This window comes from Methylobacterium sp. UNCCL125, assembly GCF_900116795.1.
Classification (GTDB): Bacteria; Pseudomonadota; Alphaproteobacteria; order Rhizobiales; family Beijerinckiaceae; genus Methylobacterium; species Methylobacterium fujisawaense.
Map to the genome: position 1 here is coordinate 129,563 of NZ_FPBW01000007.1, position 23,391 is coordinate 152,953.

Sequence of the window (23,391 nt, forward strand, 5' to 3'; positions counted from 1 at the left end):
TGGAAGCATTTCCGCCACGTTGCGAGTCGCCGATCGGACCTGATTTCATTATGATTTGAGCCCGTATTCCGGCCTGTCGTCGTTGTTGCCGCAAGACTTGTGCGGCGGGAACTTGCCCGACATGGTGAGCCGCACCCGGTCGCCCTTGTTGCTGGCCTCGCGGGCCATGTCCATGTTGAAGTCGATCGCCGGCATGATGCCGTCGCCGAACCCCTCCTGGATCAGCTCCTCGAAGGTCGTGCCGTAGACCATCACCCGCTCGTAGAACCGGTAGATCAGCGGCTCGTTGAGCATCCACTCCTCCGCTTCGGTGAGGCCGAGGAGTTCGGCAAGTCACGCCTCGCGTTCGCGCACCGGGGGAGGGCGACGGGCGAAGCGGTTTACCGTCGGGACTGCCGATGCCTTCCGCGCGATCCGGCGGCCATCCCGCCGCGTGGGCGATGGCCGCGGATCAGGCCCGGCGGGCTGGAGGCTCGGCGGCGCCGGCTGCCGCGTCCGCCTCGCTCAGGGAAGGCCGCACGACCGGCGGATGGCGCGGGTCGTACCCGTCCGGCATCGCGTCCCGCAGCGTCGTGGAGCGGGTCACCAGGAAGTCGATCAGGTGGTTGCGCAGGGCGTAATACCCGGGCGCATGGTGGAGCTGCGTGCGATCACGGTCCTTCGGCAGCGGGTTCTCGACGATCTCCGCGACCCTCGCTCGGGGTCCGTTGGTCATCAGCACGATCCGGTCGGCGAGATAGATCGCCTCGTCGACGTCGTGTGTGATCATGAACACCGTCTGGCCGGTCTCGACGCAGATGCGGCGGACCTCGTCCTGCAGGGTTCCCCGGGTCAGCGCGTCCAGCGCCGAGAAGGGCTCATCCATCAGCAAGATCTTCGGCTCGATCGAGAGCGCCCGGGCGATGCCGACGCGCTGCTTCATGCCGCCCGACAGTTCGGACGGGCGCTTGTGCTCGGAGCCCGCCAGTCCCACCGTGGCGATGGCCTTCCTCGCGCGCGCCTCGACCTTGGCCCTGGGCGCCGTCCGCCAGCGCGCGGAGACCGCGTAGGCGACGTTGCCGAGCACGCTGCGCCAGGGCAGCAGGGCGTGGCCCTGGAAGATCACCGCCCGATCGAGGCTGGTTCCTTCGATCGCCTGCCCATCCACGATGACGACGCCCTCGGACGGGGCCTCGAGCCCCGCCAGGATGTTGAGCACCGTGGTCTTGCCGCAGCCCGAGTGCCCGATCATGCACACGAACTCTCCCCGGCGCATGGGCAGCCACAGGTCCTCGAAGATCGTGGCCGTCTTGCCCCCTGGCCCCGGATAGCGCCGCGCGATCCCCTCGATGGAGATGAACTTCTCTGCGTTCGACATGCGGCTGGTCCCGGCCTGAACGGGAGCGGGGGCGGCACGGCTGGAGCGCCGCACGAAGGGAAGCAGCTTGCTCATCGGGTGCCTCATTCGGGGAAGGTGACGAGGCGCTGCGCGCGCGCCAGCAGCTGGTCGAGGGCCATGCCGACGACGCCGATCACCAAGATCGAGGTGATCACGTTGGTGATCGAGAGGTTGTTCCACTCGTTCCAGACGAAGTAGCCGATGCCGGTGCCGCCCACGAGCATCTCGGCCGCGACGATCACGAGCCAGGCGATGCCGATGGAGATGCGCATTCCGGTGAGGATGGTCGGCGCGGCGGCCGGCAGGATCACCGTGAACGCCCGGCGCACCGGCCCGACCTCCAGGGTCCGGGCGACGTTGAGCCACTCCTTCCGCGTGCTCGACACGCCGAACACGGTGTTCATCAGCATCGGCCAGAGCGAGCAGATGAAGATCACGAAGATCGCCGACAGGGCCGAGTCCTTGATGGTGTAGAGGGCGAGCGGCATCCAGGCGAGCGGCGAGACCGGCTTCAGGATCTGGATGAACGGATCGAGCGCCCGGCTCATCAGCGGCGACATGCCGATGAGGAAGCCGACCGGGATCGCCACCAGCACCGCCAAGCCGTAGCCGAGCGCCACGCGCCCGATCGAGTAGGCGAGCTGGATACCGATGCCCTTGTCGTTCGGGCCGCGGTCGTAGAACGGGTCACTCAGGTGCCCCCAGATGGTCGCCCCGACATCCAGGGGGCCGGGCATGGCCGACTTGCCGGTGGTGGCCGACTGACCCATCAGGGCCGCGTATTCCGGATCCATCGCCTCGGTCTTGGCCGTGCCGCTCACCGCGACCTGCCAGCCGAGTAGGATCACCGCGAGGAGCGCCAGGGAGAGGATGCCGGCGCGCAGGGTCAGGGTGCGTTGCATGACTCAGCTCGCGCGCTTGATCTTGAAGGAATCCAGGTATTCCTGGGGCTTGGCCGGATCGAAGGGCTTGCCCATCACCACGAACGTCTTCGTGGTGGCTTCCGGCGGGGCGAGGCCGTCCTGCTTCATCAGCTTGGCGGCATCGGTGGCGCGGTAGACCTGCCTCGCTACGGCGGCGTAGTCGACATCGCCCTTGATCTGGCCCCAGCGCTTCATCTGGGTCAGCGTCCAGATCGCGAAGCTCTCGTACGGGAACGGGTCGAAGGCGACCCGCCGCGGATCCTTCCTGACGCTGCCGAGGCCGTCCGCGTAGGTGCCGGTCAGGACTTGCTCCACGACGGTGAGCGGCTGGTTCAGGTAGTTCGCGGGCGCGATTGCGGCGGCGATCTCCTTGCGGTTCTCCAGTCGCGAGGCGTAGGCGGTCGCCTGGAGGATGGCGCGCAGGAGCGCGGCCGTGGCGTTCGGCATCTCGCGGATCGTGTCCTGCGCGACCGAGAACGAGCAGCAGGGATGCCCGTCCCAGATCTCCTTCGACAGCACGTGGATGAAGCCGACGCCGTCGTAGACCGCGCGCTGGACGATGTTGTCCGGCGCCAGGAAGCCGTCGATGTTGTCGGCGCGCAGGTTCGCGACCATCTCGGGCGGCGGCACCGAGCGGAGCTGCACGTCGGTGTCGGGATCGATGCCGTGCTCGGCCAAGTAATAGCGCAGCAAGTAGTTGTGGTTCGAGTAGTCGAACGGGATGGCGAGTTTGAAGCCCTTCCAGTTCTTCGGGTCGCGATTGTCCTTGTGCTTGTTGGCGAGGCAGATCGCCTGGCCGTTGACGTTCTCGATCGCCGGCACCGCGAAGGGAACGGGATTCGAGCCGAGGCCGAGCGTGATCGCGATCGGCATCGGCGCGAGCATGTGGGCGGCGTCGTATTCCTTGTTCAGGGTCTTGTCGCGCACCACCGCCCACCCGGCGGTCTTGACGACGTCGACGTTCAGGCCCTGCTTCTCGTAAAAGCCCATGGGCTTGGCCATGATGATCGGCGTGGCGCAGGTGATCGGGATGAAGCCGACCTTGAGATCCGCCCTTTCCGGCCTGCCGGCCTCGGCGAACGCCTCGGCCACGAACTGCGTGGGCAGGAACTGGGCGACCGCCGCTGCGGCGGTCGCGGCGCCGACGCTCTTCAGGAAGGCGCGGCGTCCGGCATCGTGCGGGAACAGCGCCCGCAGCATCGCCGCCTCGACGACGCGCACGACCGCGGCGTCGCCCGACGGGAGAGAGGCTTCGTGCGCGGCTTGGTCCGCATGCGCACCGCAGGAGCAGCCGCCGAGCCTGCGCCGGGCATCAAAAGGATTGTCGGAACGGGCCATCGAGAACTCCGGCGTTGAAGTCTTGAAATTCGCAGCAACTGTCGCGCCAAGCGCGCCGCATCATGAAATCTTCGCTCGGATCAGCATCCCCCCGCCTGGCTGGCGAAGGTCGAGACGGTGGGCCGGTGACGGTCTCTCGGCAGCGTCGAGCCGTGCCGGATCACCGGAGCAGCATCGCGAGGCCGGCACCTCCGATGAGCCTTACCGGCACCGTGTCGAGCGGGCTCTTGCGGGTTGCACGGGCGGCGGGCCGGGGAAGCCCAGAGCGGCCGCTGCCGGCGCCTTCCGCGAAGGCCGGGACCAGGGCTCAGTCGACGCGGGAGACGCGGGAGACGCGGGAGACGCCCGCGATCGCGAACGCTCCCGTCCCGACCGTCACGGAAGCCGTCACCCTCGTCGAACAACCGGTCGAACGCGGCGCCTGGGCGGGCGACCTCAGTCCCCGCGTTGAACAGCGTGCCGCACGCGTCCTGCACCTGGAGGATGCCGCACCCGATCCCGAGCCGGCCGCCAAGACCCTCCCGGCGGTGCGGCGCGGCCGAGAGGGGGTCGGCGTGGCCGGGGGTCTCCAGGATCCACGCGACGGTCCGGCCCTGTTCGCCGACCTGGGCGATCACGCTGTCGATCACCGCCGCGGCGCGGCTCCGGGGATCGTGCATGGCGAAGGTTGCGGTATGGGTCGGTTCGTCGATGAGGCCGTGCACGGCGGGGCGCGGGGTCGTGGCCGAGAGGCTGGCCTCGACCTGCCCGTGCGCCTGCGCCAAGGCGGGATCGGTTGCGTGAAAATCGTTCGTCATCGTCAGCGCCTCAGGCGGCCAGCCAGGCGGTGACCTCGCCGTCGCGCCGCTGTTCCATCGCGAGCCGGCTCTCGGTGTGCTCGACGATGTGCCAGGGCTCCCCGGGGAGCGGCGCGCCGTGCAGCGCGATCGGTGTCGAACGCGTCTTCAGACGGATGACGGGCGCGGCGTGCGCGTAGCCCTGATGCTCCCGGCCCAGGATCGCGTGGGCGATGGCCTCGGCCTGGCGGGCGATCGGCTCGATGAAGCGGCAGGGTCGCCCCGCGATGCTGATGCAGTCGCCGAGCGCGAAGATGTCGGGTCCGCTCGTGCGCAGGGTCGCCGGATCGACGACGATCCCGCGGTCGAAGGCGAGCCCGGCCCCGCGCACGAGCCGCGAGGGCGTGGCGAGCCCGGTCGCGGCGATCACCGTCGTGGCGACCAGAATCGTCCCGTCCGCGAACGTGAGCGCGACCTCGCCGTCCGGCCGGCGGCCGAGGCCGCGCACGACGGCGTTGGCCCGGTAGCGCACGCCCAGCCCTTCGAGTCCGGCCAGGAGCCGGCGGCCCGCCACGTCCGGCAGGAGCTCGGGCAGCGGCAGCGCCCCGATCCCGACGAGCGTCACGGCGTGTCCGGCCCGGGCGAGGTCCTCCGCGAGTTCGCAGCCGACCATGCCGGCGCCGATCACCGCGACGGCACGGGGGCCCTGTGCGAGTTCGGCGTGCAGGGAGGCCCAGGCCGCGAGGTCGTTCACGCGCCAGCACAGGGTCGGGTCGAGGCAGGCCGGCAGCGCCGGACGCGCGCCGTGGGCCAGGACGAGGGCGGTGTACCCCAGGGTGCCGCGCGTGGTGCGCAGGCTGTGCCGCTCCGGGGAAAGGCCCACGGCCACGGTGTCGGCCATCAGGCGCAGGCCCAGGCGGGCAGCCGCCGCGGCGCCCGTCTCCCGACGCAGCCTGTCCGGCGACAGGTTGCGTCCCAGCGCAACCGAGAGTTCCGGTTTGTGGTAGACGTCGCCGCCGCAGGCCGTCACCAGTGTGATCGGAACCTGGGTGTCCTCGGTCCGGATCGCCTCAGCGGCCGCCCATCCCCCGGCACCGGCGCCGACGATCACCACGCCCGGTCGGCGCTGCGCGGCCGCGGCCGCGGCCGCCGGCGCGACCGGGGCCCGCCGCCGGTACGGTTCGAAGTCGGACTTGGTCACCCCGCAGATCGGGCAGGCCCACTCGTCCGGGATGTCGCCGAACCGGGTTCCGGGCGCCAGGCCGCTGTCGGGATCGCCCTCGCCCTCGTCGTAGATCAGCCCGCAGGCCCGGCAGAGGAACTGGTTCCAGGGGCCGAGGCCGTCGGTGGGTTCCAGGACGGTCATGCCCGACCTCCCACGCCGGCGCCGCTCGGCAGCACCTCCTGGGACAGGCGCGCCATCTCCCAGCGCAGGTGCTTGATCGCCGGCGTGACGATGGCGACGAAGTGCGCCTCGCGGACGCGGCGCTGCGGGGCCGCCGACATCAGGTAGCCGCGCGCGCCCTGATGCAGGAGCGCCGACTGCGACGCGCGCAGGGCCAGCTCGGCGGTCTGGGCCCGGGCGTCGAGGACGTCGATCAGGTAGTCGGTCGAGCCATCGTAGGGCGTCTCGGCGAGCCGCATCACCCGGGCGCGGAGCTCCGCGAGCTCGGCCGCGACCGTGTCGGGGCGGTCATCGAGGAACTGGTTGACGTGCCCGAGGGTCTCCTCAACCGCCAGCATGGCGTCGAGGCTTCCCTCGGCCACGCCGAGCCCCATGCCGCATTGGAGCAGGATGAAGGCGCCCCGGATCCCTCCGATAAAGGGCCGGGCCGGATCGGCGATCAGGTCGTCCTGCCCGACGAAGTACTCGTCGAGCCGCACGCCCCAGGTGCTGGTGCCCTCCATGCCGGAGAAGTGCGGGCAGGGCCGCAGCTCCGCGCGGTCGCAGCGCAGCAGGAACATGATCTCGTGGCTGATGGCGTCGCCGGCGCCGAGGACGCCCGCGATGGCCCCGCAGTACTGGCCGGCGCCGATGTGGCTGACCCAGGGCAGCATGCCGCTGACCCGGTAGCCGCCGGGCACGCGACGGGCGCGCAGCAGGATCGGCTCGATCCCGGCGAACGCCTTCATCGGGTTGGAGAGCGCCGTGCCGCCGAAGGTGCGGCCCGCGACGTGGTCGTCGAGGAATGCGCCGGAGAGCGCCGGGTTGCCCGAGCGCTCCAGGTAGAGGCCGCAGACATCGTGGCACCACATCAGGAAGCCGGTGGCGCCGCAGGCCCGGCTCGCCGCCTGCATGGCGGCGATGGCCAGGCCGACGCGCGCGCCGTGCCGGTCGAGGTGGACGCCGAGCGCGCCTGCGTCTCCGAGCCTGCCCATGATGTCGAGCGGGTACGCGCCGTGGTCGATCTTGCTCGCCGCCGCGCCCAGGGGGCCGTCGGCAATGGCCGTCGTCTCGGCGAGGACGGTCTCGTCCGTCCACGTGCGGCCGGCCGGGCTCGCGAACGGCGCCTCCGTCACGGAGGGCCCGGCCGGTGGAAGGGCGAGGGCGCTCGACATCGTGCAATCTCCTCAGGAAGGGGAAAGGGGGCGGGGCCGCCGGGTCATGCCGACGGGCTCAATCGGCCAGGCCGATCTTGAAGGGGACCGGGTTGCGCAGGGTGTTGGCCACCGGCGAGAAGTGGTTCGCGTGGCGCACGATCTCGTCGAGCGCCTCGCGGGTCGCGTCGCCCTCGATGGTCACGGCGACCCGGATCTCCTGAAAGCCCATATCCTCCGGCTTCTTCTCCGCCCCGCCGGCGCCCCAGGCGGCCGGGTTGCCGATGTCGCCCTCGAGGTGGAGCTCCAGGCGGGAGAGGCGCACCTGCTTCCAGGTCGCCACCGCGGTGATTCCGACCGCGAGGCAGCCGCCGAGGGCGGAGAGCACGATCTCGCCGGGCGCCGGCGCGGTGTTCTCGCCGAACAGATGCAGCGGCTCGTCGACCACGACGGGCGCATGGTCGCCGACGTAGCTGAGGGTGCGGTACTGGCCGTCGACGACCGTGTGCACCTTGTTGGTGCCGCGCGAGCCGGGATTGCAGCGGCCCTTCTCGGCGAACTGCATCAGGCCGTCGCGGTCGATCGGACGCAGGTAGGTGGTGACGGTCTTCGGGGCGGCGCTCGCGCTCATCTGGTGTTCCTTCCGGCTCAGCCCCGCAATTGTCGGGGGCGGCTCGGAAGGACTTGCGCAAGGCAGATGCCAGGATGGCCGAGCCGGTGATTATCTTTGAAAATCCAGGTTTTCCAAATTCTTAGGTGAGGGCCGCGGTGATTTGATCGCCCGGTTCCGACAGTGAATGTCGACATTGTGTCGACATTGTCGGACTTGGGCGAGGCTGGTTAGGCCCTCGGCTGGAGCTTCCGCCAGCGGTAGGAGAACTGGCGCTCGGTGAGGCCAAGCCTCTGCGCGGCGCGGGTCTTGTTGCCACCCGCTTGCGTGAGGGCCATGCGCAACTGCGCGCCATCGTGCGAGTCGGCGGGCAGATAGGGCCGAAGGGCGCCCATCGCATGGACCGGGTCTCCCCCTGTCGGCACGATGAGCCGTGCCGGCCCCGGCGCAACCGCCCCCGAGACAGTCACGCCCCCAAGCATCGGCTGCAGGTCGTGGACGTCGAGAACGCCCTCGCTGGCCAGCAAGACGAGCCGCTCGATGAAGTTGGCGAGTTGGCGGATGTTGCCCGGCCAGGGCTGGCGGGCGAGATGTGCGACGGCCGACCGGGTCAGGTTGACGTTGCGCTGGTTGGCCTGGTTCGCCTGCGTCAGGAAATGCAGCACGAGGTCCGGAATGTCGTCTCGCCGTTCGGCCAGGGGCGGCAGGGTGATCGGGATGACGTTGAGTCTGTAGAAAAGGTCCTCCCTGAAGCGGCCGTGGGCGACCTCGGCCGCGAGGTCCCGGTTGGTCGCGGCGACCAGGCGCATGTCGACGCGGATCTCCCGTTTGCCGCCGAGGCGAACGACCGTCCCCTCCTGCAGGGTCCGCAGCAGCTTGGTTTGGAGGATCGCCGGCATCTCGCCGATCTCGTCGAGGAAGATGGTGCCGCCGCTCGCCTGCTCGAACCAGCCGGCGCGTGCCGCGACCGCCCCGGTGAACGCGCCGCGCTCGTGGCCGAACAGTTCGGATTCGAAGAGGCTCTCGGGAATGGCCGCACAGTTCACCTTGACGAACGGCCGGTCCCGCCGGGGGCTTGCGAGGTGGAGCGCGCGAGCGAACAGTTCCTTGCCGGTGCCGGACTCGCCGAGCAGCAGGACGCTCGCGGTCGCGTCCGCGACCTTCTCGACCTGTACGAGCGCGCGCAGCAGCGCGGGCGAGGTGCCGATGATGCCGTAGCGGGCCCGCTTGATGCGCAACTCGCGAGCCAACATATCGTTGTGCTCCTCGAGCGCGCGTGTCTTCCGCTCGACCCGCTCGTTCAGGGTCAGCAACTGGCTGACCATCGTGGCGATGATGCGAAGGAGGGTGAGGTCGTCGGAGAGCGGTCGCTCCCGGTGGCGGATCCTGTGGCAGGCGATGGCGCCGACAGTTCTCTGCTCGACCCGGATCGGGAGCGCCAGGAACGACACCGCGCCACGGGGCAGTCGCGCGCGCTCGACCGCACGCCCTAGGAAGACCGGGTCATTGTCGATGTCCTGGACGATGACGAGGTGGCCGTCCTGGATGACACGGCCGGTGATGCCCTCGCCCGGCGCATACCGGCCGCGGGCGACCTCTTCGCGGGTCAGGCCGTAGGAATGGGCGATGCGATAGCCGGCGCCGTCAGGGTCCTTCAGGACGATGCGTCCACGGTTGAGCCCGACGATCTCCGAGAGCAGGTGCAGCATCTCGCGGGCGACCTGGTCGAGGTGCAGGCCCTTACCGACGAGGTTCATGACCTCTTGGATGAGGAACATCTCCTGCGTGCGCCAGTAAGTGCTCGACGTTGCGTTGCCTGCCCGCTCCTCCATGGCTGATCGCACCTCAGTTGCCCGACTGCCGTCGGCAACCTGCAAGCCCTGTGCAAGGAGAGGTGCGAGACACGCCAGCACCGCATCCCCGACGACGCGCTGGATGACCGGCAACCCATGCAAAGGCTGAAAGCGGCGCGCTCCGTCCTCCCCGGAGGCGGCGGAAGCCGACATTCCCGCGGACCCCGCCATGTCGGCGATGCTGCGGGCAGACCCCTGAGATCGGGTGTTGGATCCCGCGGGATGCGCGCTGGGCCGAAGGCGCCACGGCAGCGCCCGCACGACGGAGGCGCTCCGTCGCGCAAGACAGCGCCGTCAAGACGGTGTGAGGGCCGCCGCCGGACGCTGCGGCGTCAGCCCGACGACGCCAGACGTGGCGAGCTCGGCAGACGGCGGCCGATGCGGCGAAGGGCCGAAAAGGCGATCAGCGCAAGACACGCGCTTTGCCGATGATGTCATCGGCTATGTCCACATCGATCTCGCAGAGGTCTGGACGGGAGATGGCACCCTCTACCTGTTCGTTGCCATCGATCGAACGTCAGAGCTGGCTTTCGCCAAGGTGGACGCTGACGCGAACCGCATCCTCACCATGTCGCGCCGGACGATCTCGATCGTCCAAGCCCAGAGCAGGTGCCCGAACACCTCCGAGAACACCTCATGGGCGGAAATGTCCCAGACCTGGGGCGCCCAGCCGCCCAGCGGCAGCAGGATGGCGTGGAACAGGAGGGTTATGATCAGTCCGAAGGCCAGTCCTTGCCCCAGCGTCACGAGCGGGCATGCCGTTGCGAGCAGGCAATAGAGCAGGCCGAAGACGATCGAGAAGCCCTGGTGCACCAGGGCGACGCCGTAATTGATGACGTGACCGGTGAAGACGTAGGTCATGTCCTCGGCGTTCAGGCCAAGCGCTTTGAGGATGGCGAAGGGTGGCGAGATGCGGCCGGCCTCCCGGGGCGGGAAAGGGATCTCGGATCCCCACTTGACGAAGCTCGAAAGATTTCCGCCTAGGAATCCCGCCCAAGCCGCGTATCCGTAATCGACAATACCGTCGTTTTTCGAATTTGTCCCCAATTTGTCCTCCATATGTAATTCTATGTCGTCCGTACAATCTCCCTAGGAATTCCAATCTTCTTAGATTTGCGGACATAGATCCAAAAAACGGATCAATCAACTGCCTGTATCACAGTTTTAAACCAAAAATTTGCAAAATCGTAATATGATTTAACCTAGAGATTTTGGTCGATTGCGGAGGTTGTTGTGAAAATATCGACTTTGATCGTCGCTGTGTCGGGATGTGTCGGTGCGCTGTGCGTGACTGTTACTGCAAAGATGGAAATCGACGAGTACAAATCATACAGTGATAGCGTCAATGCGCTGACGGGTGCTTCCGCGTCGTTGAAGATCCTGGGCGCTTCGACCCGCATCGCGCAGGAACGGGGGCCCACCAACAGCAGTCTCGGCAGTGAGAGACCGGTGCCACGCGCTGTCGAGCAGGCGCTCAGCGACGCTCGCACCGACACCGATGCGGCCCTACGAGAGGCCAGCCTCGCCGTGTCCACACTGCCGGAGCGATGGGGAGCCAAGGCTGCCGAGGCCGTCTCCGAGACCGTTCGGCGCCTCGCCACCGTGCGGCAGCAGGCCGATGCCGTGACGGCTCACGTTCAGGCACAGCGATCCCAGGACGCGGTGGCGGGGATCGTGAAGGCCTTGATCGCCGTCCCGCCAGTGCTCGACCAGGCGTTGAATGCTGTGGACGATGCCACGATGTCGGCCGATCCGAGCCTGGGCTCCTGGCTGACGATGGCCCGGACCGCGACGGAGCTGCGTGACTTCGCGGGTCAGATCGGATCCGTGTTCACCCCTGCTCTCGTGACCAAACGGCGTATGACGGACGAGGAGATCGGGCAATACAATCGATTGAGCGGCTATGTCGACGCACAGATGCGGCAGATCCTGCTCGCCCGTGGGAAAATCGGCGACGATGCGGGTGTCGATGAGCTCATCAGGACCATGCGGGCGCAATACATCGAAGGCGGCCAGAAATTGGCCGCCGATCTCGTGGCCCAAAGCTTATCCGGTCAGGCCGCGACCCTGACGGTACACGACTTTGCCGCCCGTTATGTCCCGGCCATGAGCGCGATCGTCGAACTTCGCGATCGATTGTTCGTCCGGGCTTTCGACCTGATCAAGGCGCGCATCGCCGCGGCCCGGACGCGCTTCGTCCTCTTCCTGATGGGCGGCGGCGCGGTGCTCGTGATGTGCGGCGGCGTGATCGTGGTTTGCGTCCGGAGGATCTCGATGCCGATCCGCCGCATGGCACAGGTCATGAGCCGGATTTCCGACGGTGACACCAGCCTCGTCGTTCCCGACACGGCCACGAAGAACGAGATCGGCGCGATGGCGGCGGCCGTGCAGGTCTTCAAGGATAATCTGATCCGGAGCCGGCACCTGGAGCTGGAGGCTGCTCAAGCGCGGGCCGCCGCCGAGGCGCAGCGCAAGCGCACCATGCTGGAGCTGGCCGACGAGTTCGAGCGGGCGGTCGGCAGCATCGTCGGCCAAGTCTCGTCCTCGGCCACGGACCTGCAGGCCACCGCCCAGGCCATGACCGCCACCGCCACCCAGACGGCCGGCCAGTCCACGACCGTGGCGTCCGCCGCCGAACAGGCCGCGAGCAACGTCAACACCGTGGCGGTCGCCGCCGAGGAGCTGGGCACGTCCGTGCAGGAGATCAGCCGGCAGGTGGACGGCTCTTCCAAGCTCGCGCAAGCGGCGGTGGACGAGTCGGATCAGACGGCGGCTTTGGTGCAGGAGCTGAGCGGGACGGTCGCGCGGATCGGCGACGTGGTCGGGCTGATCTCCTCGATCGCCGGGCAGACCAACCTGCTGGCGCTGAACGCCACGATCGAGGCGGCCCGCGCCGGCGATGCCGGGCGCGGCTTCGCGGTGGTCGCTGCCGAGGTCAAGGAACTCGCCGGGCAGACCGCCCGGGCCACCGAGGAGATCTCAGGCCAGATCACGCGTGTTCAGGGCGTGACGGCCGAGGCGGTCGGTGCCATCGGGGCGATCACGGCGCGGATCCGGGAGATCAATGGCGTGGCGGCCTCGATCGCCGCGGCGGTCGAGGAGCAGGGCGCCGCCACGCAGGAGATCGTGCGCAACGTCGCTCAGGCGGCCACCGGCACGGCCGAGGTGACAAGCAACATCACCGGCGTGGCCAAGGCCTCCGAGGAGACGGGCGCGGCCGCGGCCCAGGTGCTCAGCGCGGCGGACGAGCTGTCGCGCCAGTCCGAGCATCTCGGGGCGGAGGTGGCGCATTTCCTCGCCACCGTCCGAGCCGCCTGAGACTGGCGCGGGCTCCGAGCCCCCTCCCGCTCGCCCGACTGCGTGCAGGCGGCTGGATCGGGTGCGATACGGGGCTCGGCCATCCGAGCGTCATCGCCGACGCCGGTCAGCCTGAGGAATGTGTCACGGCCTAAGCTGCTTCACCTTGAGGCAGAACCAAGCCGCCATGACCGGAACGAACATCCCGCTGGGCTCCAAGGAGGATGAGACCGCCGTCGGATCACGGACGGACGCGCTCGCCGCCGATCTGGTCGTGGCGCGGATCGAGACGCTCCTGCAGGTGTTGCGTCGGAGACGGACCGAGCTGAAGGCCCAGATTGCCAATCTGCAGAGCGTGCAGCCGAGTGCCGAGACCCGGCTGACCGAGCTCACCGCGGCGTTGGTCGGCCAGATGAGCGACAGCGTGGCGCATCTGAACCTGCTCGTCGATCAGGCCGAGCTGTTCGTCCAAGAGCTGACACGCGACGCCCCCTCGGCTTGAGCCCGTGTGAGATCAGCCGATCGTGATCGCCTGAGCCGCGTCGAAGGCGGGATTGGCGAAGCGGGGACCGGCCGGGTTGCACAGGATCCGGGTTCCGCCGGGCCGAACCAGGTCGAGGCTGTGGTGGACATGGCCGTGCATCCTCAGAGCCGCGCGGCCGGTATCGGTCAGGGCGGACAGGTCCAAGGTTAAGCTCCCTGCGTTCCAGGTGCCGCGCCAAGCGGGGGCGATGCAGTCCGGATGCGGGGCGTGGTGGGTGACCCCGATGAGCGACAGCGCACCATCACCCTCGTCCATGAGCGCAGCCAGCTCGGCGCGGGCGTGACGGTGCAGGGCCGCGGCGTCCCCGACCGTGAGCAGGTGATGGCCGCCGTCATGGGCGACATCGATCGGCTCGCCGGTCGGCGTGTCGGGATCGAGCTGTCCGGCCAACCGACAATCGCTCCGCAGGGTGGTGCCGACGAACCGGCATCCGGCCAGGATCTGAGCGCGGGCGAGAGCCTCGGGCACGATGTCGTGCCCGTGCTCGTGGTTGCCCATCACGAACACGACGGGTTCGTCGTTGGCGAGGCGGCGCAGGACCCTGAACGTCTGCCGGGGGGCGGCCTCCCACATATCGCCGGCCGCGACCAGCAGGTCGAAGGCGGGCGGCTCGGACCGGAACTGATCCGGATACAGCACCGTCTCGAGGTGCCGGTCGGACAGGATCCAGAGCTTGGCCAAGGATCGCCCGCGCTCTCAGGGGCGCACGATGCGCACGGCGTCGAAGCCTTCATCGGGACTGGGCGGCTCGAAGCGTTCGGCCACGGCACGCAGCGCAGCCCAGGCTCGGATCGTCAACGGATGAGAGTCCTTACCGGGCCACCTCAAGAGCAGCCTGCCGGAACTCGCTCGGCGTCATGCCGTGATGCGCTTTGAAGCGGCGGGAGAAGTGGGCCTGGCTGGAGAAGCCACAGCTATACGCGACTGCGCCGATCTGCAGATGGCCATGCTCGATCTTGCTCAGCTGATGCCCGGCCCTCAGAAGACGGCGCTCCCAGATGTAGTCGGACACGTGCCTGCCACGCTCATGAAACATCTCCTGTAGCCGGCGCAGCGAGACGCCGACAGCCGCGGCGAGTTCCGGAGGTCCGAAGTCGGGGTCACCCAGATTGGCCTCGACATAGGTCTTGGCGCGCTGAACCGTGACTGTTTCATGCAAGGGGCGAGACACCTCCTGTGCCAAGCGCTCGGCGATGCTGGCCGCGATCAGGTCGATGCCGATGGCCGACATGCGGTCTGCCACGGCCGGCGTGAGGCTATCACTGACACGCATCAGCTCAGTGAGGAAGCCTGTCGCCAAGGCGGTGCTGCCGAGGTCTGCACCGATGGTCAGCCCGCTGTAGAGCCGAGCTGGACCGAGGACAGACTCGAGCCGCTCACGGGGGATGTGGAGGGTGAGCATCTGGCTGCCCGAGCTGTATTCCTGCGCCGCCGGACGACAGTCGAGCACCATGAGATCGCCGGGCTGTTGCACCGAGGTCCTGTCGGATTGACCGGTCTTTGCAATTCCTGCCTGCCGGAAGAATATTCCGACAGCATTCTCCTGGCCATGATTCCTGACCAGGTCGGGCGTCGCCTCAGCGCGTAAAGCGCCATGGGAGGTGCGTATCGCTTCGATCGAGCCGACGGTAGCAACTTCTATCTTGGCATCGAATGGATCGTCGGTCAGGCGCTTCTGCTCGGCCGGCACGCGCATGTCAGACATGGCATCGCGCCAGCTTCTAAATCTGTCGCGAGGATGAAATTTCTCCGTTGAAAATAGTGTCCGCATGTATTTCTGTCTATATTTAAATATACCATCACTTGTAATGCATGAATTCTCGACGAACTCTGATGCAATGTGGCTTATGATATGGAAATGGCGTAATGTCAAAATCTAACAAATCTCAGCCAAAAACAAATCTAAGAGTGAGTTATCGGCAAATATACCTTCTCTATGATCGCTGAGGTTGTGAGGCGGTCAGTCAGTATTTGTAGAAACTAAAAACTGTTATTAAGCGCTAAAATTGATTTACATTAGGTGTGAAATGTCGGAAAATACAATCTATTGTGCGATAGACGCTGAGCTGACCAGTATTATTGACCAGGCTGATTGAGAGGCTGCTGCAGGGCCGGGGCCATGGGAAGCCGGAAGGCCAGATCCGGGACGGTGACAGGCGCAGGTGGTCGGTAGCCCGAGGACGAATGCGGCCGGACGCGGTTGTCGGTATCCCGCCACCGCCTGCCGGAGTCGTTCGCAATCCGCACTCTTCATAGAATGTACTGTTAGCCGCAATAATTTATGCACAGTCGCAAAATCAAATTCTAACCACCTCAATGCGCAACAAGTTTTGGAAATTTTTTACTTGGTCAATGCGGGTTGTCGGAAGGATTGCCGTGAAACCCGCGCCTGACCCAATTTATGACGGGCGCCAGAAATTCATCGGTTTGCGTTATGGGTATCAAAAACAAAGGGGACAGCAGAACAGCGGTTACCCAGGCCGGGGCGGACTGGTTCACGACATACACCAGCAGTACTGAAGCGGCAGCAGCGGACACGACGAGCCAAATTCTTATAAAACCTTTGATCATACGCATTGAACAGGCTCCTTGGCGCGCGCAGGATTTTCGATTGTCCTGCTGAAGATAGAGGGTCACAAAAATATCTGGTCGAACGGGCGTAGGGCGGAGGGCTCGTATGGATTTCAAAAACTTACATCCCACCGCATTCCCGCCATCCACTAGCGGTTATGGCATCAACTCATAAATTGATTTGGGCCGACTCGAAGTGACAGATCACACGCTCAGGCTATGCTTAATTTTTATCTATTTCATTCGATAAACAATAGCTCTTTTAGAGATTCGACGGCGAGATGGGGTGTCTTGTACTTTCAGTATTGGACGCACATCCATGAAATATATCTGCTCCTAATTGGCGCGCCGAGCATGATATTTATAGATACGTCTGATCACATCCTGCATCGCCAGGATGATAAAATAGATTGAGATCCCCAATGAGCCTTAAATCGTTCGTCCCGTCGCAAGGCCGCATCGAACAATCGCGGTCATTCCGGGATCGACCTGCCTTGAAGGAGCGCTGGCGCTGCGGGGCGCCTGCGCGGGCCGTTTCGCGCTTGAAGGACCCGGACATTCTGTAGACCGACCCACCGCGTCGTCTCATATCGGCGCCGGACCGTGTCCATAAAACGAGGGCTCCTCCGACGCGTGCCAGAGAGGCAGGCTGGATCACCTCAATCCGGCCCCCATGCTGTCGGGGGATCGTGTCGGCTCGTCAGACCTCGGAAGAGCGGTCTCGCTTACGATCGATCGGGCAGGGGCATGTCCAATCCAGCGCGATGCGCTCCTGGTGCCGAGCGCACGACTGTCGACCCCTGCTGCCACAGCTCGAATGTCTGCGTCCTCTACCGTCCGCGCGGTAGCAGACCGCCACGAGACCACTCCTTTTAGACAGTCGCACGGCCAGGCGGATCGCGCTCACACGCACGGGCGCCGACGGCAGCCCTGGTGCCGGACGCCCCCTGCGCGCAGAGCGAAGCACGCCCGCAGCACCACGCCCGAAGCCGCCTGCGACGCCGGCCTGCTTCGTTCCGCGCGCAAGAACCGGAATGCTGCAACGGATCCCGTTCCGCCGGCTTGGTGACGGGAGGGGCACGCCCGGCCCGACCCGAGAGACGCGCCGCATGGACGACACCGCCTTCAAGCCCTCCCGGCGCCACGCCGAGCTCGGGCCCGCCTTCTTCGATCCGGTCACCCCGGCCCGTTTCCCGCAGACGATCCTGCGCTACCGCAATCAGGCCTGGGCGGAGCGGGTGGGCCTCGGCGGCCTTTCCGAGGCGGCGTGGATCGCCCATTTCGGCCGGTTCGAGCCGCTGCCCGGCAGCTTCGAGACGCCCCTGGCCCTGCGCTACCACGGCCATCAGTTCCGCTCCTACAATCCGGAGCTCGGCGACGGCCGCGGCTTCCTGTTCGCGCAGCTGCACGACCTCGAGGACGGGCGGCTGCTCGACCTCGGCACCAAGGGCAGCGGCACCACGCCCTGGTCCCGCGGCGCCGATGGACGGCTCACCCTCAAGGGCGGCGTGCGCGAGGTGCTGGCCACCGCGCTCCTGGAGGCACAGGGCGTCTACACCTCGAAGAGCTTCAGCCTGATCGAGACCGGCGAGGACCTCGTGCGCGGCGACGAGCCCTCGCCGGCCCGCTCCTCCGTGCTGGTGCGCCTCTCGCACGGGCATATCCGGATCGGCAGCTTCCAGCGCGTCCTGGCGCTCGGCGAACCGGACAACGTCGCCCGGCTCCTCGACCACACGATCGAGACCCATAGGCCGGACCTCTGGCGGGCCGGCCTGGAGGATCGCGGCGTCGCCTTCCTGGAGGATGTGGTTTTCCGGGTCGCCCGGATGGGCGCGCAATGGGCGGCGGCCGGCTTCGTCCATGGCGTGCTCAACAGCGACAACATCAACGTCACCGGCGAAAGTTTCGATTACGGGCCCTGGCGCTTCCTGCCGCATTTCGACCGGGACTTCACCGCGGCCTATTTCGACGAGACCGGGCTCTACAGCTTCGGCCGTCAGCCCGAGGCCCTGTTCTGGAATCTCGCCCGGCTCGCCGACTGCCTGCTGACGCTGGCCCCCCAGGCGCGCCTCGAAGCCGCCCTTTCCGGCTTCGGCCCGGCCCTGCAGGCGGCCTTCGCCGAAGCCCTGTTCCGCCGCCTCGGCCTCGCCGCGGCGCCGCAGCCGGAGACCGACCGGCTGGTCTCGGCAGTCTGGCGGTTCCTCGCCGCGACGCGGGCGCCCTTCGAGCGGTTCTTCTTCGACTGGTACGGGGGGCTCGCGAGCGCCGGGCGGGCGGAGGCGGGACCGGCCGCCGCGCAGTACCGGTCCGAGGCCTTCACGGCCGTGCGGGCCGCGCTGGAACCGCTGGCGCCCGCACCGGGCGCGCGGCTCGACCATCCCTACTTCGCGGAGGCGCCCTGCACGCTCCTGATCGACGAGGTGGAGGCGTTGTGGGCGCCGATCGCCGCGGCGGATGACTGGTCCCTGTTCGCGGCGAAGCTCGCCGGAGTGGCCCGGATGGCCGAGGCCTGCGGAACGGCGCCCGCCTCGGCCTGAGCGGCCTCTTCCTCGGCGAGCCGCCGGCGCTCCTCGGCGTAGCCCCCCGCGATGGCGAGATCGACCAGGCGCCGGGTCAGCCGGAAGGCCAGCCAGAACAGAGCGAGGCAGAGCAGGGTCGCTGCGGCGGCTTTGAGCGGATCCAAGGGCCTCCTCCGGTGATGCCTCCTGACGCGTGAGGACTGATAGAGCCGTAGGCGGCCCGGGCGCAATTGGACTTGACGCCGAGACAGGCGTCCGGTCCTTCCTCGAAGCTGCAGGTTCGCCGGCTCTCTCCGAACGCGCACCATCCCGGAGTGGGACCGGCGTGTGGGGATCTTCCCGTACCTGTACTGGAAATCCGCCAGCGCGGCGCTCCGTCCGGCGGCCTTCGCGGATCTGGACCGTGTGACCCTTCACGACCTCTCAGGCCGACCAGCGGGTCACGCCGAGACAGGGACAAAATCGCTTCCTTATGTCCAACACGAGGGGCGATCTGAGATACGGATGGAATTAATCGAACGGCAATTCATAATAATATATGCAATACATCTTGCTTTAATAATATTATCGCGATGCTTTTGTTCTATTGTCGCAATGCGTTCGCTTTATTTGGGCGGTATCTATCGTCATTGACCGCGCGCAAATTATCCCTTATGGAAATTGACCGTGTAGGAACTGTATTGGCCGTTCGGCCTTCGCCCTGAAACACGAATGCAACCGTTCTTCTCGACCGATGATGTTCATCCCAAGGCCGCGTTCCGGCGTTGGCGGGAGATGGTTTGTGAACGCTTGGTACCCGTCGCGTTGCAGACCGATGACGCCGGCCACTTCCGTGGCAAGCTCGAGGTCACCGATATCGGCGGGGTGCCGATCTCGCACTTCGCCCACACAAGCCTGCGGACGGAAGCGACAGCCGACATGGTCCGGCGGAACGGTCGGCACAGTCGCGTCTATGCCATTCTGAGGCTTTCCGGGAACGCCAGCTACCAACAAGGCGACCAGGAGGCGAAGACCCGGCCCGGCGATCTCGTCGTCCTCAATGCGCGTCCGGCCGTCTGCATGACGGAGCCGAGCAGTTCGCTGGTGCTCGATCTGCCGCGCGAGCGCCTGGAAACCGTTCTGGGCCCGTCCCGGCTGTTCAGTGCCCTCACAGTCGGCGCGGATCTCGCCTCCGCGACCCTGGCGAGCACCTATTTCCGAGATCTTGTCCGGCTGGGTGACCGGCTCGCCCCCGACGCGGCCGCGCGCATGGCGTCGATCGGGATCGACCTGATCGTGGCGAGCCTCGCGGAGCGTCTCGCGCAGAATGTGCCGCGCTCCACCCACGGCACCGTCACGGTCCAGCGCGCCATGGCCTATATCGAGGCGAACCTGAGCGATCAGACCCTCGACCCGCCACAGCTCGCCGCCGCGGTCGGCGTGTCGCTGCGCCGCCTTCAGGAATTGTTCCACGAGCGTGGCCGGCACATCTCAGACTACATCTGGGAGCGCCGCCTGGAGCTCGCGGCCAAGCGCCTGACCGATCCCGCCTGCGCCCATCTGCCGATCGGCATGCTGGCTTACGGAAGCGGCTTCGCCAGCCAGGCCCACTTCGCCCGACGCTTCAAGGAGCGGCATGGCCTGACGCCGACGGAGTTCCGGCTGGCATCCCGGCAGAACACGCCCGATGCGCGGCCCAGGGGGCGGCCGGCGCGCATTCCGGGGCTGGATTGACCGCGAGGGCGCCGGCGCGTCCCTGGGTCGCGTTCCGAAACGTCGGCAGACCGTGTTGACCGAGGGCGGTCGGCGACCCCGGCGCCGGAAGCCGGATCGTGCTATGGCCGCCCGCGACCGGACCACGCGATCCGGCAACCGGATGCCCCTCGATCAGGCGGATGCCCTTGCGCGAGACCTTCCACATCGAAGTCCTCGGACCGGAACCGGACGAGATCCAGACGCGGATCTCCGTGCGGGTCGGCAGTCTGGAGAGCGCGCAGGAGCGGGCTCTGCGCCTGTTCGCCCGCGCCCGGGTGCCGCAGCGGTCGGGGGAGCCGGCCGAGGCCGTCCGGGTGATCGACGGTGCCGGCCGCGAGGTGTTCTATCGCACGCGCTTCGACGCGGGGGATTGAGGCGCGAGGAATCCGTCGATGCGCACAGCCCTGATCCTGCCGCTCCTGCTCCTCGCCGCCTGCGCGCTGTTCCTGCGCAGCTACACCCTGCCGCCGGCCCCCGACCGCCGGGGCGGCACCACGCTCCTGCTGACCTGGCCGAACCGCCCGGCCTTCGGCAGCCCCCGGGCCGATTGCCTCGCCGGGCCCGCGGACGGGCCGGTCCTGCCCTGCCTGATCGCCTCCGTCGCCCGGGCGCGCGACGATGGGTACACGCTGCTGCAGCTGCCGTTCTGCGCGGCCTGCTACGACCTGTCCGGGCGGATCGCCGTCATGGGCGGCGACGCGGCGGCGACGCGGGCACGGCTGGTGCAGATCGCCCGCTTCGGATGGTGACACGCGCCCGGGCGACGCGCTCCCGGGCGCGCTCCAGGGTCCGGGCGACCGGGAACAGGGGATCGCGCCCCCCCTCGACCAGGAGATGGGCGATCGGCCGGCGCTCCGTCCAGAAGGTGGTGCCGAGGGCGAAGCCCGGCGGCGCGCAGGAATCGATCCGGTCGATCGGCCAGTCGCCCGCGGCCAGGGCCTCGGTCAGCCGGTGGACGAGCTGGACGCCCGGCGCGGTCTCCGGTCGGGTCTCGTCGTTGGCGATCTTCAGCACCCAGGCCTCCCGGCCGGTGACCGGCAGGATCAGGGAGGCCAGAAGTTGCTCCCCCCGGCGCAGGCGGGCGATGCGCACGCCATCCGCCGCGCCGAGATCGGCCAGGGCGGCGCGCAGGAAGGCGATCTCCGCCGGCCGCTGCGCCAGGCTCGTCCCGGCCTGCCCCTTCCAGCCGGCGGTCTCGAGGGCGACGTGGGCGTCCAGGGCCGGGCCGAGGGCTTCGGGCGCGGCGAGGATCTCGAAGGTCACGGGCCCCGCCGCCTCCAGGCGCGCGCGGGCGCGGCGCAGCTTGCGGCGGCGCTGACCGGAGAGGTGCCCGAGATAGCCGCTCCGCGCCTCCGGCCCGAACCCGCTCAGATCCAGCAGGCCGCGGTCATGCGGCCAGTAGGCGGCCCGGCGTCCGCCCTGCGCGGTGAGGAGGTCCGGCAGGGGGCCGTCGGCGGGGGCGTTCGGCAGGAGGAGCCGCGGCGGCAGGCCGAGCACGCCCGGCGCGGCGAGCAGCCCCGCGAGTCCGGCCTGTGGATCGGCACCGTCGAGGAGCGGCGCGCCGAACGGGGCGTAGCCGTGGGTCCAGCCCATGAGCAGCGGCAGCGGCAGGCCCCAGCGCCGCCGCGACAGCCGGAACGGCCAGACGGCGACGAGCCGGGCCCCCGGCGCCTCCGGCGGCCGGTCGGCGACGAGGAGGAGCCGGACGCCCGCCCCGAAGGCGTCGCGGGCAGCCAGGGCGTAGCCGGCCTCGTAGAACGGGTTTCGGATGAGGGACGCCGCGCCCAGCGCCCGCCAGGCCGGGATCCAGGGGGCTCGGGGATCGAGGGGCCGGACCGCCGCCACGAACCCCCCCGGTAGCGCGGCGATGTCTGCCATGGCGGGACCGTCAGGCCGCGAGCCGGTGGCGGATCGCGCCGGCGAAGCCGAGCACGTCGTAGCGCCATGCCGTCATGCCGGCGGCGACGGCGAGCAGGACCAGGCGCAGGGCCTGCCCCGGCGGCATCAGCCCGCCCGGGACCAGGGCGATGCCGGCATTCACCGCGCCGCAGGCGAGCGCGATCCCGGCGATCCCCGCCATGTCGGCGAGGGGCAGCGGCATCGTCGTGCCGGCCCGGCGGGCGCCGAGCACCAGCACGAGGCAGGCCGCGCTCTGGCCGCCCGCGAAGGCGAGGGCCGCCCCGGCGGCACCGAACCGCGGGATCAGCAGGAGCGACAGGGCGGCGACCGCGGCGAGGGTCGCGAAGGCGGCGGCGGCCTCCAGGCCGCTGGAGCGGGTGAAGTAGATCACCTGCCCGAAATAATAGGCGCGGAACATCATCAGGATGGAGGCCAGGATCAGGACCGGCGCGAGCTCCCGCGCCTCCGCCCGGTAGGCGGGCCCGAGCAGCACCGCCACGACCAGATCGTCGAAGCACAGGAAGAACACCGCCCCGAAGGCGGCGATCAGCGTCATGGCCCGGGCGGCGTCGCGCAGCACCCCGGAGGCCGCCGCCATCCCGCCCGCCCGCGCCTCGCGCTTGGCGATGGAGATCAGCGACAGGGCGATCGCCTCGCCGAACACGATGAAGCTCTGCTTCAGGAAGTCGGCCAGCGCCCCGTAGGCGCCGAGCCCCGCTGGCCCCACCGTCTTGGCGATGATCAGCCGGTCGAGGCTCTGGGCGAGCGCCGCCGTCCCGAAGGACAGGACCAGCGGCCAGCCATAGGCGAAGAGCCGCAGGGCCTCGGCCCGGCTGCCGCGGCCGGGCATCATCGGCGCGATCGTGGCGGCGGCGGGGAGCGAGGCCAGGACGTTGGCGGCCGCCACCGCGAAGGCGAGATGCAGCGGATCCTGCGAGAGATGCAGCGCGAGGCTGCCGAGGGCGAGGATCAGGACGGCCCGGCTCATCACCGAGGCTGCCACCGCCCCGGCCCGGAGGCGCGTCCGGGCGATCTCGGTGGAGCCCTCGAACAGGGTGCTCCCGAAGGCGAGCGCCAGGATCGCGGCCGCCATCCGCGCCGACATCAGCCCGAGGCCGGCGGCCAGCGCGCTCCCGAGCCCCGCGAGCAGCAGCGTGCCGCCCAGGATCCGCACCACGGTGCCGACCTGCGCGGGCTCGCGCGCCTCGTCGTAGAGGGCGAAGAACGCGAATTTCGGCCACTGGCAGGTCGCCCCGTAGAGCACCAGCGACCAGGACAGGACGTAGAGGTAGGTGCCGTAGCTCTCCACCGGCGCGAGCCGCGTGAACACCGCCACGGAGGCCATGTTCAGGGCTGCCGCGAAGCCCCGGGAGCCGACATAGATCAGGCTGTGTCGGGCGATCATGTCCTA

At 68.2% G+C, this 23,391-nt stretch carries 19 protein-coding genes and 4 pseudogenes; 8 read left to right on the plus strand and 15 right to left on the minus strand.

The window, feature by feature from the left end; translation table 11 throughout:
- Positions 1–48 precede the first annotated feature (48 nt).
- From BM396_RS08760 to BM396_RS08775, 4 genes and pseudogenes are all read right to left on the minus strand, one after another.
- Positions 49–330: pseudogene (locus BM396_RS08760) on the minus strand (cyanase); the annotation flags it as partial.
- 121 nt (positions 331–451) lie between these two features.
- Positions 452–1,432, minus strand: coding sequence for an ABC transporter ATP-binding protein (locus BM396_RS08765; protein ID WP_043379220.1), 981 nt, complete (start codon positions 1,430–1,432; stop codon positions 452–454).
- 8 nt (positions 1,433–1,440) lie between these two features.
- Positions 1,441–2,280, minus strand: coding sequence for a nitrate ABC transporter permease (gene ntrB, locus BM396_RS08770; RefSeq protein WP_043353336.1), 840 nt, complete (start codon positions 2,278–2,280; stop codon positions 1,441–1,443).
- Between the two features lie 3 nt (positions 2,281–2,283).
- Positions 2,284–3,639 (minus strand): CmpA/NrtA family ABC transporter substrate-binding protein, encoded by a 1,356-nt coding sequence (locus BM396_RS08775; protein ID WP_043379219.1) that lies wholly within the window; start codon positions 3,637–3,639, stop codon positions 2,284–2,286.
- Between the two features lie 194 nt (positions 3,640–3,833).
- On the opposite strand from BM396_RS08775, the gene BM396_RS32135 reads away from it, so the two are divergent.
- Positions 3,834–4,469, plus strand: a complete 636-nt coding sequence (locus BM396_RS32135) for a hypothetical protein (protein WP_139239472.1) — start codon at positions 3,834–3,836, stop codon at positions 4,467–4,469.
- Here BM396_RS32135 and BM396_RS08785 read toward each other — a convergent pair.
- From BM396_RS08785 to BM396_RS08800, 4 genes are all read right to left on the minus strand, one after another.
- Positions 4,447–5,781: an FAD-dependent oxidoreductase gene (locus BM396_RS08785; RefSeq protein ID WP_043379217.1), complete on the minus strand. Its 1,335-nt coding sequence runs from the start codon at positions 5,779–5,781 to the stop codon at positions 4,447–4,449. The genes BM396_RS32135 and BM396_RS08785 overlap by 23 nt on opposite strands.
- Positions 5,778–6,974: an acyl-CoA dehydrogenase family protein gene (locus BM396_RS08790; protein ID WP_043379215.1), complete on the minus strand. Its 1,197-nt coding sequence runs from the start codon at positions 6,972–6,974 to the stop codon at positions 5,778–5,780. The genes BM396_RS08785 and BM396_RS08790 overlap by 4 nt, the downstream gene beginning before the upstream one ends.
- 58 nt (positions 6,975–7,032) lie before the next feature.
- Entirely contained in the window at positions 7,033–7,584 is a 552-nt protein-coding gene (locus BM396_RS08795; protein ID WP_043379212.1) for an OsmC family protein, read from the minus strand.
- A gap of 209 nt (positions 7,585–7,793) precedes the next feature.
- Positions 7,794–9,395 carry a sigma-54-dependent Fis family transcriptional regulator gene (locus BM396_RS08800; RefSeq protein WP_043379207.1) on the minus strand — a complete coding sequence of 534 codons (1,602 nt, stop codon included), beginning with the start codon at positions 9,393–9,395 and terminating at the stop codon, positions 7,794–7,796.
- A 457-nt stretch (positions 9,396–9,852) separates the two neighbouring features.
- On the opposite strand from BM396_RS08800, the pseudogene BM396_RS33290 reads away from it, so the two are divergent.
- A pseudogene (locus BM396_RS33290) lies at positions 9,853–9,957 on the plus strand (IS481 family transposase); the annotation flags it as partial.
- Positions 9,958–10,010: 53 nt separating this feature from the next.
- On the opposite strand, the pseudogene BM396_RS08805 reads toward BM396_RS33290, so the two are convergent.
- Positions 10,011–10,475, minus strand: a pseudogene (locus BM396_RS08805) (DUF1440 domain-containing protein); the annotation flags it as partial.
- A gap of 390 nt (positions 10,476–10,865) precedes the next feature.
- On the opposite strand from BM396_RS08805, the gene BM396_RS08810 reads away from it, so the two are divergent.
- Positions 10,866–12,734, plus strand: coding sequence for a methyl-accepting chemotaxis protein (locus BM396_RS08810; protein WP_244538845.1), 1,869 nt, complete (start codon positions 10,866–10,868; stop codon positions 12,732–12,734).
- Between the two features lie 166 nt (positions 12,735–12,900).
- Positions 12,901–13,215, plus strand: a complete 315-nt coding sequence (locus BM396_RS08815) for a hypothetical protein (RefSeq protein WP_043379206.1) — start codon at positions 12,901–12,903, stop codon at positions 13,213–13,215.
- Positions 13,216–13,227: 12 nt separating this feature from the next.
- Here BM396_RS08815 and BM396_RS08820 read toward each other — a convergent pair whose 3' ends face one another.
- From BM396_RS08820 to BM396_RS32140, 4 genes and pseudogenes are all read right to left on the minus strand, one after another.
- The gene (locus BM396_RS08820) at positions 13,228–13,938 is read right to left on the minus strand and encodes a metallophosphoesterase (protein WP_043379204.1); all 711 of its coding nucleotides are present in this window, start codon (positions 13,936–13,938) and stop codon (positions 13,228–13,230) included.
- 130 nt (positions 13,939–14,068) lie between these two features.
- Entirely contained in the window at positions 14,069–14,962 is an 894-nt protein-coding gene (locus tag BM396_RS08825) for a helix-turn-helix domain-containing protein (protein ID WP_244538846.1), read from the minus strand.
- Positions 14,963–15,333: 371 nt separating this feature from the next.
- Positions 15,334–15,474, minus strand: a pseudogene (locus BM396_RS33295) (IS3 family transposase); the annotation flags it as partial.
- Positions 15,475–15,606: 132 nt separating this feature from the next.
- A complete protein-coding gene (locus tag BM396_RS32140) occupies positions 15,607–15,894 on the minus strand; it encodes a hypothetical protein (RefSeq protein WP_139231562.1) in 288 nt (95 codons plus the stop codon).
- Between the two features lie 1,043 nt (positions 15,895–16,937).
- Between BM396_RS32140 and BM396_RS08830 the strand changes: the two genes are divergently transcribed.
- The 4 genes from BM396_RS08830 to BM396_RS08845 all read left to right on the plus strand — a co-directional run bounded on the left by BM396_RS08830 (position 16,938) and on the right by BM396_RS08845 (position 20,830).
- Positions 16,938–18,365, plus strand: coding sequence for a protein adenylyltransferase SelO (locus BM396_RS08830; RefSeq protein WP_043379200.1), 1,428 nt, complete (start codon positions 16,938–16,940; stop codon positions 18,363–18,365).
- Positions 18,366–19,058: 693 nt separating this feature from the next.
- Positions 19,059–20,060 (plus strand): helix-turn-helix domain-containing protein, encoded by a 1,002-nt coding sequence (locus tag BM396_RS08835; RefSeq protein ID WP_091994767.1) that lies wholly within the window; start codon positions 19,059–19,061, stop codon positions 20,058–20,060.
- 167 nt (positions 20,061–20,227) lie between these two features.
- Entirely contained in the window at positions 20,228–20,455 is a 228-nt protein-coding gene (locus tag BM396_RS08840) for a hypothetical protein (RefSeq protein WP_020091174.1), read from the plus strand.
- Between the two features lie 18 nt (positions 20,456–20,473).
- The gene (locus tag BM396_RS08845; protein WP_043379198.1) at positions 20,474–20,830 is read left to right on the plus strand and encodes a hypothetical protein; all 357 of its coding nucleotides are present in this window, start codon (positions 20,474–20,476) and stop codon (positions 20,828–20,830) included.
- Here the strand turns inward: BM396_RS08845 and BM396_RS08850 are convergent.
- Positions 20,766–21,959 (minus strand): GNAT family N-acetyltransferase, encoded by a 1,194-nt coding sequence (locus BM396_RS08850; protein WP_043379195.1) that lies wholly within the window; start codon positions 21,957–21,959, stop codon positions 20,766–20,768. The genes BM396_RS08845 and BM396_RS08850 overlap by 65 nt on opposite strands.
- 10 nt (positions 21,960–21,969) lie before the next feature.
- Positions 21,970–23,385, minus strand: a complete 1,416-nt coding sequence (locus BM396_RS08855; protein ID WP_043379193.1) for a lipopolysaccharide biosynthesis protein — start codon at positions 23,383–23,385, stop codon at positions 21,970–21,972.
- Between the last annotated feature and the right edge of the window lie 6 nt (positions 23,386–23,391).

Bases quoted from the DNA above. Each gene is read 5' to 3' on its own strand.
- BM396_RS08765 (WP_043379220.1), bottom strand. From the start codon at position 1,432: ATGAGCAAGCTGCTTCCCTTCGTGCGGCGCTCCAGCCGTGCCGCCCCC.
- ntrB (WP_043353336.1), bottom strand. From the start codon at position 2,280: ATGCAACGCACCCTGACCCTGCGCGCCGGCATCCTCTCCCTGGCGCTC.
- BM396_RS08775 (WP_043379219.1), bottom strand. From the start codon at position 3,639: ATGGCCCGTTCCGACAATCCTTTTGATGCCCGGCGCAGGCTCGGCGGC.
- BM396_RS32135 (WP_139239472.1), top strand. From the start codon at position 3,834: ATGAGCCTTACCGGCACCGTGTCGAGCGGGCTCTTGCGGGTTGCACGG.
- BM396_RS08785 (WP_043379217.1), bottom strand. From the start codon at position 5,781: ATGACCGTCCTGGAACCCACCGACGGCCTCGGCCCCTGGAACCAGTTC.
- BM396_RS08790 (WP_043379215.1), bottom strand. From the start codon at position 6,974: ATGTCGAGCGCCCTCGCCCTTCCACCGGCCGGGCCCTCCGTGACGGAG.
- BM396_RS08795 (WP_043379212.1), bottom strand. From the start codon at position 7,584: ATGAGCGCGAGCGCCGCCCCGAAGACCGTCACCACCTACCTGCGTCCG.
- BM396_RS08800 (WP_043379207.1), bottom strand. From the start codon at position 9,395: ATGGAGGAGCGGGCAGGCAACGCAACGTCGAGCACTTACTGGCGCACG.
- BM396_RS08815 (WP_043379206.1), top strand. From the start codon at position 12,901: ATGACCGGAACGAACATCCCGCTGGGCTCCAAGGAGGATGAGACCGCC.
- BM396_RS08825 (WP_244538846.1), bottom strand. From the start codon at position 14,962: ATGTCTGACATGCGCGTGCCGGCCGAGCAGAAGCGCCTGACCGACGAT.
- BM396_RS08830 (WP_043379200.1), top strand. From the start codon at position 16,938: ATGGACGACACCGCCTTCAAGCCCTCCCGGCGCCACGCCGAGCTCGGG.
- BM396_RS08835 (WP_091994767.1), top strand. From the start codon at position 19,059: ATGCAACCGTTCTTCTCGACCGATGATGTTCATCCCAAGGCCGCGTTC.
- BM396_RS08845 (WP_043379198.1), top strand. From the start codon at position 20,474: ATGCGCACAGCCCTGATCCTGCCGCTCCTGCTCCTCGCCGCCTGCGCG.
- BM396_RS08850 (WP_043379195.1), bottom strand. From the start codon at position 21,959: ATGGCAGACATCGCCGCGCTACCGGGGGGGTTCGTGGCGGCGGTCCGG.
- BM396_RS08855 (WP_043379193.1), bottom strand. From the start codon at position 23,385: ATGATCGCCCGACACAGCCTGATCTATGTCGGCTCCCGGGGCTTCGCG.